The 11,331-nt window shown below is 68.0% G+C and carries 12 protein-coding genes and 1 tRNA gene; 8 read left to right on the top strand and 5 right to left on the bottom strand.

Annotation, left to right across the window (positions count from 1 at the left end; genetic code table 11):
* Positions 1 to 31: 31 nt before the first annotated feature.
* The 3 genes from mscL to ACLF6J_RS12645 are packed head-to-tail and all read right to left on the bottom strand — an operon-like array spanning position 32 to position 1,363.
* Positions 32 to 454, bottom strand: coding sequence for a large conductance mechanosensitive channel protein MscL (mscL, locus tag ACLF6J_RS12655; RefSeq protein WP_131491513.1), 423 nt, complete (start codon positions 452 to 454; stop codon positions 32 to 34).
* A gap of 24 nt (positions 455 to 478) precedes the next feature.
* Positions 479 to 751, bottom strand: a complete 273-nt coding sequence (locus ACLF6J_RS12650) for an FmdB family zinc ribbon protein (protein WP_047524266.1) — start codon at positions 749 to 751, stop codon at positions 479 to 481.
* 15 nt (positions 752 to 766) lie between these two features.
* Positions 767 to 1,363 (bottom strand): 5-formyltetrahydrofolate cyclo-ligase, encoded by a 597-nt coding sequence (locus ACLF6J_RS12645; RefSeq protein WP_047524267.1) that lies wholly within the window; start codon positions 1,361 to 1,363, stop codon positions 767 to 769.
* A gap of 41 nt (positions 1,364 to 1,404) precedes the next feature.
* Here ACLF6J_RS12645 and galU point away from each other — a divergent pair, with 41 nt between their 5' ends.
* From galU to ACLF6J_RS12610, 7 genes are all read left to right on the top strand, one after another.
* Positions 1,405 to 2,292 carry a UTP--glucose-1-phosphate uridylyltransferase GalU gene (galU, locus tag ACLF6J_RS12640; RefSeq protein ID WP_131491515.1) on the top strand — a complete coding sequence of 296 codons (888 nt, stop codon included), beginning with the start codon at positions 1,405 to 1,407 and terminating at the stop codon, positions 2,290 to 2,292.
* A gap of 42 nt (positions 2,293 to 2,334) precedes the next feature.
* Positions 2,335 to 2,946, top strand: a complete 612-nt coding sequence (locus tag ACLF6J_RS12635; protein ID WP_081997095.1) for a GNAT family N-acetyltransferase — start codon at positions 2,335 to 2,337, stop codon at positions 2,944 to 2,946.
* A 93-nt stretch (positions 2,947 to 3,039) separates the two neighbouring features.
* Positions 3,040 to 3,888, top strand: a complete 849-nt coding sequence (locus ACLF6J_RS12630) for a hypothetical protein (RefSeq protein WP_047524270.1) — start codon at positions 3,040 to 3,042, stop codon at positions 3,886 to 3,888.
* Between the two features lie 51 nt (positions 3,889 to 3,939).
* Positions 3,940 to 4,012, top strand: a tRNA-Ala gene (locus ACLF6J_RS12625).
* Positions 4,013 to 4,239: 227 nt separating this feature from the next.
* Entirely contained in the window at positions 4,240 to 4,821 is a 582-nt protein-coding gene (locus tag ACLF6J_RS12620; protein ID WP_134351884.1) for a hypothetical protein, read from the top strand.
* Complete coding sequence (locus ACLF6J_RS12615) at positions 4,821 to 5,360, top strand: RNA polymerase sigma factor (protein WP_208526472.1); 540 nt, start codon at positions 4,821 to 4,823, stop codon at positions 5,358 to 5,360. Before ACLF6J_RS12620 ends, ACLF6J_RS12615 begins: the two co-directional genes overlap by 1 nt.
* Before the next feature lie 90 nt (positions 5,361 to 5,450).
* A complete protein-coding gene (locus ACLF6J_RS12610; protein WP_134351880.1) occupies positions 5,451 to 6,704 on the top strand; it encodes an MFS transporter in 1,254 nt (417 codons plus the stop codon).
* Positions 6,705 to 6,743: 39 nt separating this feature from the next.
* On the opposite strand, the gene ACLF6J_RS12605 is transcribed toward ACLF6J_RS12610, so the two are convergent.
* Together ACLF6J_RS12605 and ACLF6J_RS12600 are read right to left on the bottom strand one after the other, a co-directional pair.
* Entirely contained in the window at positions 6,744 to 8,132 is a 1,389-nt protein-coding gene (locus tag ACLF6J_RS12605; RefSeq protein WP_134351878.1) for an aspartate aminotransferase family protein, read from the bottom strand.
* A 14-nt stretch (positions 8,133 to 8,146) separates the two neighbouring features.
* Positions 8,147 to 9,631, bottom strand: coding sequence for a CoA-acylating methylmalonate-semialdehyde dehydrogenase (locus ACLF6J_RS12600; protein WP_134351876.1), 1,485 nt, complete (start codon positions 9,629 to 9,631; stop codon positions 8,147 to 8,149).
* A 100-nt stretch (positions 9,632 to 9,731) separates the two neighbouring features.
* Between ACLF6J_RS12600 and ACLF6J_RS12595 the strand changes: the two genes are divergently transcribed.
* Positions 9,732 to 11,273 carry a PucR family transcriptional regulator gene (locus ACLF6J_RS12595; protein ID WP_134351874.1) on the top strand — a complete coding sequence of 514 codons (1,542 nt, stop codon included), beginning with the start codon at positions 9,732 to 9,734 and terminating at the stop codon, positions 11,271 to 11,273.
* Positions 11,274 to 11,331: the final 58 nt, after the last annotated feature.

The following is an 11,331-nucleotide window of genomic DNA, read 5'->3' as shown; positions in this document are numbered from 1 at the left end:
AGCCGTGCGTCTCTGGTGATGGGGGGAGCGGTCAGGCCCCGCGCTGTGCCTTGAGCAGGTCGCGGATCTCGACGAGCAGCTCGGCCTCGCTCGCTGCGGCGGGCTCTTCCTCAGGCTCTTCCGCCGGCGTGCCCTTTCGTGCTTCGACCCGGGCCTTGAAGGTGTTCATCGGCAGGACGAAGACGAAGTAGACCACCGCGGCGACGGCCAGGAAGCTGATGATCGCCGAGATCAGGTCGCCGATCGGGAACAGGACCTCTTCGCCGTAGATGTTCGTCACGGGGATCCCGAAATCTCCCGCGGCGTCGGCCTTGAGGAAGAGGGAGATCAGTGGGTTGATGATGCTGTTGACGACCGCGGTGACGATCGCGGTGAACGCCGTGCCGATGACGACGGCGACGGCGAGGTCGATGACGTTGCCGCGGAGCAGGAAGTCCTTGAAGCCTTTGAACATGGGATCTCCGAACAGGTCAGGGCCTCAGGAAGAGGCCGGTGTCGACGCAGCGGCCGGCTTGGCGCTCGTCGTCGATTCCGACTTCGATGATGCCGAAGTGTCTTTCGAACCACCGGATTTGGCGCGCGAGTCCGTGCGATAGAAGCCGGAGCCGTTGAACGTCACCCCGATCGAGCCGTACTGCTTGCGCAGGGCGCCGCCGCACTCCGGGCACACCGAGAGCGCATCGTCGGCGAAGCTCTGCACGGCATCGAACTGGTGTCCGCACGAGGTGCAGGCATAGGCGTAGGTGGGCATGGGCGTCCTTGCGGGTCAGCGTCGCGGAGGCGACAGGGTGAGCGTCTGCGAGGGGGTGACGACGCCGTTCACCGGCTGGTCGTGCACCTCGCTCGGAAGTTCGTCGAGTACCTCGGAATCATAGACGACCGCATAGACCGGAGGGCATCTCTCCATCGAGCCGATCGTCTTGTCGAAGTATCCGCGCCCCCAGCCCATCCGCATCCCGCTGCGGTCGACGGCGGAGGCGGGGACGATCATCAGCTCCACGTCGTTGACGGCGATCGGGCCGAGGACCTCTCCGGTCGGCTCCGGAAGTCCGTAGAGCCCCTCGGCGATCTCATCGTCCTCCGTGGCGACGGCCCAGTCGAGAAGCCCGTCGGCGCGAGTGACGGGAAGGAGGACGCGGATGCCGCGGCGCACCGCCCGTGTCACGAATTCGCGAGTGCCCGGTTCTGTGGTGGTGGAGAGGAAGCACGAGATCGAGCGGGCGCCGAGATCGTCGATGAGCGCGTCGAGTCGTTCACCGATGGCGGTGGCGGCGGCTTCGCGCTGCGCGTCCGAGAGGAGCTGACGCCGCTCGCGCAGATCGGCGCGGAGCGCGCGTTTGGCGTGTTCGACGTCGTTCGACATGGCTTCGAGTCTACGGCGATGCTCACCGCTAGGCTGTGGGGATGGGTGCACAGAAGATCAAGGCCGTCATTCCCGCAGCAGGACTGGGGACACGATTCCTGCCTGCGACGAAGGCGATGCCGAAGGAGATGCTTCCGGTCGTCGACAAGCCGGCCATCCAGTACGTGGTCGAAGAGGCGGCGGACGCAGGGATCGATGACATCCTCGTCATCATCGGCCGCAACAAGAACGCCATCTCCAACCACTTCGACTCGGTTCCCGAGCTCGAGGTGAAGCTCATGGAGAAGGGCGACACGGGGCGGCTGGAGCGGGTGATGAAGTCGAGCGACCTCGCCGACATCCACTTCGTGCGTCAGGGAGAGCCGAAGGGCCTCGGGCACGCCGTCCTGCGGGCACGGACCCACGTGGGGGACAGCTCCTTCGCGGTGCTCCTCGGAGACGATCTCATCGACGAGCGCGACCCCCTGCTGACGGACATGATCGCCGAGCACGAGCGCACCGGTGCCGCGGTGATCGCGCTCATGGAGGTCGACCCCGCGAACATCCACATGTACGGCGCCGCCGCGGTCGAGGACATCGAGGGGTCGGACGCCGTTCGCGTCACCGGGCTCGTCGAGAAGCCCGCGCAGGAGGATGCTCCCTCGAACCTCGCCATCATCGGCCGCTACGTCCTGCCGGCATCGGTCTTCGAGATCCTCGAGCGCACCGAGCCGGGTAAGGGCGGCGAGATTCAGCTCACGGATGCGCTGCAGGAGCTCGCGACCGATCCGCAGGGTCCCGGCGTCGTCGGCGTCATCTTCGGCGGACGCCGCTACGACACGGGCGACCGCGTCGACTACATCAAGGCGATCGTCCAGCTCGCAGCGGACCGGGATGACCTCGGACCCGAACTGCGCCCGTGGCTCAAGGAGTTCGCGGAACGCCTCTAGGCGACTCTGCGGGGTCGGTGCGGCATGGAACTGGCGGCGGGGATGCGACACGGACCCATCGAACTGCGGCTCATCCGCGCGAAGGATGCCCGCCCGCTGCAGCACGAACTGCTCGCGAACCGTTCCTGGTTGCAGCCGTGGGAGGCGACGGTCCCCTACGGCTCGGTGTCCTTCGACATGCGACTCAGCATCAGGAGGCTGCTGCAGCAGTACCGTGACGGTTCGGGCTACCCCTTCGTCATGGAGTACGACGGTGAGGTGGCGGGACAGCTCAACGTGTGGGGTGTCGCCCGCGGCTCCCTGTGCTCGGCGACGATCGGTTACTGGGTGAGCGAGCGGTTCGCCGGGCGGGGCATCACCCCGACCGCCGTCGCGCTCGCCACGGACGCATGCTTCACGGAGTACGGGCTGCACCGGATGGAGATCTGCATCCGTCCCGAGAACGCCGCGAGCATCCGCGTCGTGCAGAAGCTCGGGTTCCGCTACGAAGGTCTGCGCCGCCGGTACATCCACATCGATGGCGACTGGCGTGATCACTACGCGTTCGCGCTGACGCAGGAGGATGTGCCGCAGGGAGTGCTGGCGCGGTGGCTGAGCGGTCAGGTGCCGCCGGATGCCTCGACTGTGCCGCCCTCCGACCGCATCTCGTTCTGACGAGACCCCGAACCGGGCGGATCCGGAAGGACTCGCCGCGACACGCGCCCTTCTGTACGGCCACGCCGCCCCTGTGCCCGTAGCGTTATCCCCATGGACGGGCCGGTGCTGAGTGGAGGGGTGATCGTACTCGTCGCCGTGCTCCTCTGGATGCTCTATCTGCTCCCGTCGTGGCGTGGCCGCTTTCAGTACAACGCCGCGGAGCGCAACGCCGTCCGCCTGAACCAGGCGCTGAGGGTTCTCGCCGAGACGAGCGAGACGCCGCAAGAGGTTCGTTTCGAACTGAATGCACGCACCGCATTGGCGCAGCAGAAGCTCGCCAAGCGCGTGCAGTCCGAGCGTGAGGCCGCAGAGCTCGAGTCACTGCGGGAACAGCTTGCCGCGACCAGGGCAGACCCGGTGATCCGTCGTGCCCGCGCGCGTCGTCGCGTGCGCATGGTGTCGACCGTCTCGCTCCTGCTCGGTCTCGCCGCCGTCGGCTTCGGGATCTGGCAGCTCGTCGTCGCCGGCTCCTCGCTGCTGCTGTGGCTCGGTGGCGCTCTGATCGTTCCCGCCGGAATCGCGCTTCAGCGGATGGCAGCTGTCGCCGCTCGGGCCGCACGCGCCACGCACGTCGTGTCCACTCCGGTGGTCGAACGCGTCGCAGCTCCCGAACTGCATGACCAGGGCCGGGCGACCTGGACGCCACGGCCGTTGCCGGAGCCCCTGGTCTCCGTCGCCGGGTCGCGTGCACAGGCCGCTCAGGATCAGATCGAGGCGCAGGAAGAACGTCGGAAGGCGGCGCGGGTGGCGGCGCTCCGCGAGCGTGCCGAGCAGATGGCGCCCGCCGCTCCCACACCGCTTCCCGCCGCATCCTCGCCCTACGCGAAGATGGGCTTCGTCGACGACGCCGAAATCGAGGCGCACGTGCGTGAACTCCTCTCCCGCCGTGCCGCCGGATGATCCGACGGAAGCGAGCAGCCCTCTCGCCGTGATAGCGTAGATGTTGTTCACGGGCCTATGGCGCAGTTGGTAGCGCGCCTCGTTCGCATCGAGGAGGTCAGGGGTTCGAATCCCCTTAGGTCCACCGAGAAGACGGCCGATCAGACAGAGAGATCATGACTGATCGGCCGTTCTTGTTTCGGTGTGCGTACCTGTCGGCCGTATCCTCGCTCATTGAGCACGCCTCGCGCTGCCGTCGTCGAAGGACGCGCGCCACGAGGCAGATCGTTCAGAGATCGCAGCTGCCTCCGATGCAACATTCCGGGGATGATCGGACATGAGCAGTAGTGAACGGATCATCGGAGGAAACCCATGGACGACACACAGCTCAACCGGCTGCTCACGCCACATGACAAGTGGGCGGAGTCGCCCGAAATCCTCGACGCGATGCTCGAACGTGTCGCCAGGAACGCTGCAGAGCAGCACGCGCGCCCGCCGCGTCACCGGCGGGGCATCCGCATCGCCACGACACTGGCTGCGCTCCTGGGCGTCGGAGTTCTCGGGATGGCGGCAGTCGTCTACATTGCCCCGAACTTCACCCCTGACGTCGTCATCCCGATCTCGTACGTCACGGACGAGGGGATCTCGGTCGAGTGCACGTACTCCCTCGCGGTCACCTCGTGGGACGGCACAAACGTCACCGAGGCCAAGGACTGGATCGCCTCGCACGACTGGACCGGCATCGGCCAGCGCGGCTACGACCTCGGTGAGAAGGATCCCACCAACGTCGGCGATCCCGACGTTGATCCTGATCTAACCCAGACAGACCTGGACCGCGTGACGGTGTCCACGGGCATTGTCACCGCGGTTGTGGAGGAGATCCCGTTCACACTGCTCAATGGGGTCGATATTGGCACCGCAGGTACTTCGACGTGCACATGGGTGCGGCACTGATGCCCGGCCGTCCCGAGGAGCCCCTTGAGGCCCTGGTGTGGATGTGGAGCGACGACAGGCTCGACCTTCCTCGCCTGATCGACGAGAGCAAGCGTGCGCTGTTCGCGTACTTCGCTCGGCGGGTGGTCTCCACCGACGATGCCGCGGACCTCACCGGTGAAGTCCTGCTGACGATGTGGCGCAAGGCCGACGCCATGCCCGCAGAGCCCGTGGACGCACGGATGTGGATGTTCGGGATCGCGCGGAACATCCTCGCAAACCATCGACGAGCCCTCTCTCGCAGGCGAAAACTCAGCGACAGACTCAAGGAGGAAGCGCTCGTCAGCGGCGACGTCCGCCCCGTACGAGACGACGTGTGGGAGGCACTCGAGGCACTTTCTTCGGGCGATCGCGAGATCATCCAGCTCGTCCACTGGGATGGGTTCTCTCTCGCAGAGGCGGCGAAGATCCTCGGCAAGAAGCCGACGACCGTGCGTAGCAGGTACTCACGGGCACGCGCGAAACTTCGGGCGGATCTCACCCTCCAGGGTGACTCCTAAGACAATGCCAGCGAGTTGCCGCGCACACCCGGCAGATGCCGCGTCCGATTCCCGCCGGAGTCCGCCGCGGACGATCAATACCGTGAGGATGTGTCTTCGGCAACGAGCAAGCTTCCCCGATCCTTCGTCCGCGTCGGCTGGTCGGGTGTCCTCGTCCAATTCGCCGAGCAGGTGTCCCTCGCCGCCGCGCCGCTGGTCGCTGTGCTGGTCTTCTCAGCCTCCCCGGCTCAGACAGCGGTTCTGCAGGTAGCTCACACGCTCCCGTTCCTGCTCTTCGCAATCCCCGTCGGCTTGCTGGTGGACAGGCTGAACCGCAGAACCGTGCTGATCGTCTCCGAGTCGCTGCGTGCCGTGACCTTGGCGCTGACCATCGTCCTCCTGGTCACCGAGGTGCTCACGTTCCCACAGCTCGTGCTCATCGGCTTCCTCGGTGCCGTCGGAACCGTGGCGTTCAGCGTCGCGATGCCCGCTGTGGTACCGCAGCTCGTCGATCGGGATCAACTCATCCAGGCGAACCGCTGGGTGGAGCTCGGCCGGAGCGCGGCGCTCATCGCCGGGCCCGCGTCTGCCGGCCTGCTCGCGTCGTGGCTCGGCGCATCGAGTGCCTTCGTCGTGGCGACCACACTGTGCGTGCTGGGCATACTGTTGCTTCTCCGCCTCGACATCCCACCGCAGAGCGGTGCACCTCGCCGACCCATCCTGCGTGACCTGCGCGAGGCCGCCCGATTCGGATGGTCGATCCCGGTGCTGCGCACCATCATCCTGACCTCGTTCGTCTTCAACATCGGCTGGTTCATCATCCAGGCGATCTTCGTCGTCTACGCCGTCGACATCCTTCTCATGACGCCGGTGCACGTGGGGTACGCGCTCGCCGCGAGCGGAGTGGGCATGGCCGTGGGCGCAGCCGTCTCGCCCGCGATCACCAGGCGGCTCAGCCTCGGAGGCGCGGCGCTGCTCGGTCCTCTCGGAGGTTTCGGAGCCGCGCTCGCCCTGGCGGCGACGCTTGTCGCACCGACGTCCGTGCTCGCCATGCTGAGCTATTTCCTCTTCGGATTCGGCCCGGTGATCTGGGCGATCACGACGACGTCGATCCGTCAGGCGATCACGCCGGTAGAGATGCTGGGGCGCGTCTCCTCCCTTCTCGTCGTGGCGACCTACGGTGCTCGACCGGTCGGCGCGGCACTGGCCGCGCTGGTGAGCGTGTTCTGGGGCACGACAGGATGCCTGCTTCTCGCCACCGCACTGTTCGCTGCGCAGCTGCTCTACGTCGCCCTCTCGCCGTTGGCCAAGCTGCGCTCGCTGCAGGGTGCCGCGGCCACGAACTCGGACCCGTCGGGCGGTTGAGCTCGAGCCCCGCGGGAGCGCGCGGGGCTCGAGCTCGGATCAGCCGGCGGCGACCTCGTCGGCGACGGTCAGCGCGCTGTCGATCGCGTCCAGACCGCGCACCAGCTCCTCTTCGTCGATCACCAGCGGGGGAGCGACATGCACCCGGTTGAAGTGCGTGAACGGCCAGACGCCGGCCTTCTTGGCGGCCGTGGCGAAAGCACCCATCGGGGCGGCATCCGCTCCGGTCGCGTTGAACGGCACCAGCGGCTCGCGGGTCTCCTGATCGCGCACGAGCTCGATCGCCCAGAAGAGCCCGCGCCCGCGGACCTCTCCGACGCTCGGGTGCGTCTGCTCCCATCGACGCAGGGTCGGCTCGACCACACGCGCGCCCAGGTCACGCACGCGCTCCAGGATGCCGTCGCGGCGGAACACCTCGAACGTCGCGACCCCGGCCGCGCACGCGAGCGGGTGCCCGGAGTAGGTCAGCCCGCCGGCGAACGGCATCGTGTCGAACGCACTCGCGATCCGGTCCGAGATCACGACCCCGCCCAGCGGCACGTAGCCGGAGTTCACACCCTTCGCGAAGGTGATGAGGTCGGGGCGCCCGTCGAACGCGTCGATGCCGAACCACTCGCCGAGCCGACCGAATCCGACCATGACCTCGTCGGCGATGTACACGATCCCGTAGCGGTCGCACAGATCGCGCACGCCCTGCAGGTAGCCGGGCGGTGGCACGAGCACGCCGTTCGTGCCCACGACGGTCTCGATGATGATCGCCGCGATCGTCTGCGGCCCCTCCAGCTGGATCGTCTGCTCGAGGTGCGCGAGCGCGCGCTCGGACTCCTGCTCCGGCGTCTCGGCGTGGAACGGCGAACGGTACAGATAGGGGCCGAAGAAGCGCACCGCGCCGGAGTCGACCGTGTCATTGGCCCAGCGACGCGGGTCGCCCGTGAGCGAAATCGCCGTCGACGTCGAGCCGTGGTAACTGCGATACATCGAGAGCACCTTGCGCCGGCCGGTGAACTGCCGTGCCATGCGCACCGCGTATTCGTTGGCCTCGGCGCCGCCGTTGGTGAAGAAGACCTTCTCCAAGCCGTCGGGTGCGACCTCTGCGATCAGACGCGCCAGCTCACCGCGCACGTCGTTCGCCATCGAGGGCTGGATGGTCGCGAGGCGCCCCGCCTGCTGCTGGATCGCGGCGACCAGGTCGGGGTGCTGGTGCCCGAGGTTCAGGTTCACCAGCTGGCTCGAGAAGTCGAGGTAGGCGTTCCCCTGGTAGTCCCAGAACGTCGAGCCCTGACCCGTGGCGACGGGCAGCGGGTCGATCAGTGCCTGCGCGCTCCAGGAGTGGAACACATGGCCGCGGTCGTCCGCGCGCACCTGCGCCTCGGCCTCGGGGGCGGGGAGCGGGTGGGCGGCCCCGTGGCGGTCGGTGAAGTTCGTCATCGTGGTCGCTCCAGTCAGTGGTTGCTCGGGAAGCCGAGGTCGATCTGCGACGGGGTGTGGTCCGGCCAGCGGGTCGTGACGACCTTGGAGCGGGTGTAGAAGTGCACCGACTCGGGACCGTAGATGTGCGAGTCGCCGAACAGCGAGTCCTTCCATCCGCCGAACGAGTAGGCACCGATCGGCACCGGGATCGGGACGTTCACGCCGACCATGCCGACCTCGATGTCGAACTCGTACTGGCGTGCGGTGCCGCCGTCGCGGGTGAAGATCGCGGTCCCGTTGCCGTAGGCGTTCGCGTTGACGAGCTCGACGGCTTCGGCGTAGGTCTCCACGCGCACCACGGACAGCACCGGCCCGAAGATCTCATCGTCATAGACCTTCATTCCCGGCGCGACCCGGTCGATCAGGCTGACGCCGAGGAAGAACCCCTCGGAATCGAAGGACTTCTGCGTGCCGTCCACGACGACCGTCGCTCCCTCGGCGTCGGCTCCCGTCACGTAGGAGGCGACCTTGTCGCGGTGCTCGCGCGTGATGAGGGGACCCATCTCGCTCGCGGCATCGGTACCGGGGCCGATCTTCAGGCCGTCGATGCGCGAGGCGATCGCAGAGACCAGGTCGTCGGCGATGTCACCCACGGCGACGAGCACGGAGACGGCCATGCAGCGTTCCCCGGCAGAACCGTAGGCGGCGGAGACCGCGGCATCGGCGGCGGCGTCGATATCGGCATCCGGCATCACCACCATGTGGTTCTTCGCACCGCCGAGCGCCTGCACCCGCTTCCCTGCGGCCGAGGCGCGCTGGTAGATCGAGCGGGCGATCGGGGTCGACCCCACGAAGCTGACGGCGTTCACCCGAGGCGACTCCAGGAGTGCGTCGACCGCTTCCTTGTCGCCGTTGACGACGTTGAGCACGCCGTCGGGAAGCCCGGCCTCGGCGAACAGCTTCGCGATCCACACGGCGGCGGAGGGATCCTTCTCGCTGGGCTTGAGGACGACCGTGTTTCCGCAGGCGATCGCAGAGGCGATCATCCACAGCGGCACCATCACGGGGAAGTTGAAGGGCGTGATCGCCGCCACCACACCGACGGGCTGCTTGACGGAGTGGACATCGACGCCGCGGGCGACCTGCTCACTGCGCTCGCCCTTGAGGAGGTGCACGAGGCCGGCGGCGAACTCGACGTTCTCGATACCGCGCGACACCTCGCCCGCGGCATCCGAGAGCACCTTGCCGTGCTCGGACGTGACGATCGCGGCGAGTTCGGGGGTGCGCTCCTTGAGGAGCTGCCGCAGACGGAAGAAGACGTCGGCGCGCTTGATCAGGCTCGTCTCGCGCCATGCGGGCAGGGCGGCCGCTGCGGCGGAGATGGCGGATTCGACCTCGGCGGACGAGGCGAGGGCGACGTGCTTGGAGACCTCGCCGGTGGCGGGATCGAAGACCTGGCCGGTGCGAGCCGCCTCGGCGGTCTCCACTCCGTTGATGACGTGACGGACGATGTCCACGGTGTTCCTCCGAGTGGTGATGAAGTGATCTCGAACACTCTGACCGAGGTTCGCTACGCTGGTGTTTCTCAATGTTCACAGAGTCTGGGGGGCAATAGCGATGTCAGACCGTCAGGACTTCGCGTCGGATCAGACAGATCGTCCGATCCGTGCCACCGCCCTGCTCACGGTCGGAGAGGTCCTCGCGGAGCCGGTGGTGCAGGCCGGGGCGCCGGAAGTCCTCGTCGGTGGGGCCGCACTCGACGCCGAAGTGCGCTGGGCTCACGTCTCCGACAGCGCCGGTGTCGCCCGGCTGCTCGACGGCGGGGAACTGCTGCTGAGCACGGGCGCAGGGTGGCCGGAGGAGGCGGACGAGCAGAGGGCTTTCGTCCGGGGACTGCGTCGCGCGGGCATCGCGGGGATCGTCCTGGAACTCGGCGTCTCGCATGCCCGGGTGCCGGATGCGGTGGCTGATGAGTGCGCCGAGACCGGACTCGCGCTGATCGTGCTGACGAGCGAGGTCAAGTTCGTGGCCGTGACCGAGGCCGTGCATCGAGCGCTGATCTCCGCGCAGACCGACGCCCTCTCCGAGCGTCAGCGCCTGCACGAACTCTTCACGGCGCTCAGCCTCCAGGGCGCTCCGGCGGACGTGGTGGTCGCGGAGACCGCGCGGGCACTGGGGTCTCCGGTGGTGCTGCAGAATCTCGCGCACGAGGTGATCGCCGTCGAACCTCTTCGCGTACCCGTCGTCGAGGTGCTCGCGCGGCTCGCCGACGACGGGGAGTCGGTGCCCGTGCAGGCGCGAGGGGTGCGTTGGGGGACCCTGTCAGCGCTGCAGGGGCCCGCGCATCCGGCCGGGCGACTCACGGTGCTCGAACAGGGGGCGACGGCGCTGGCCTTCGGGTGCCTCGCCGACGGGGGCGACGCCGAGTGGTCGATCCTGGCGCAGAGCGGACTCATCGACGACCTGCTCGGAGCGCGGTTCGCGAGCCCCGCCGACATCGCCGCCCGTCTCGCCGCCGGGGGCTTCGTGTTCGACGGGCATCACTGCCACGGCATCGTCGCGCACGGGGCGGTGTCGGCGAGCGAGCTCGCCTATCGGGCGCGTCAGGCGGGGTGCGCGGTGGTCGCGGCCCGCGTGGACTCCCACGATGTCGCGCTGCTCTCGGCGCCGGCATCCGTACCCTTCACCGACGCCATGATCTCGCGCATCGTGGGCCCCGACCGCACGGTGTTCGTCGGTCCGTCCGCGGAGGACGTCCTCGGACTCCTCGCCTCCCTCCGCATCGCCCGAGACCTTGCGGCGGGGGATCATCCGGGTGCCGGTCCTCGTGTGCGCAGGGTCGAGGATCGCCCCCTCGAACGGCTCGTCGCTTCGTTGCGGGACGATCATCGGCTTCACGAGCACAGCGAACGGATGCTCGCGCCGCTCGTCGAGCATGACCGGGAGCGCCGCGGCGACCTCGTGGATGTGCTGGCGGCGCTCGTCGCACACCCCGGCAACCGGTCAGCAGCGGCGGCAGCGAGCCATCTGTCCCGGTCCGTCTTCTACCAGCGCCTCACCCTGATCGCTGAGCTTCTGGGTGCCGACCTCGACGACGGGGAGACCCTCGCGGCGCTGCACCTCGCCCTCACCGCACGGCGGAGCGCTGCGCGCGGTTGAACGCGCCGTCTCTCTCACTCCCTCTCACTCTGATGCCGAGACCCCCTCTCCGCGTCGA

Origin of the sequence: Microbacterium sp. IO18, assembly GCF_049099505.1 — a bacterium.
Taxonomy (GTDB): domain Bacteria; phylum Actinomycetota; class Actinomycetes; order Actinomycetales; family Microbacteriaceae; genus Microbacterium; species Microbacterium aurugineum.
This window is presented reverse-complemented; position numbering and strand designations above follow the sequence as displayed.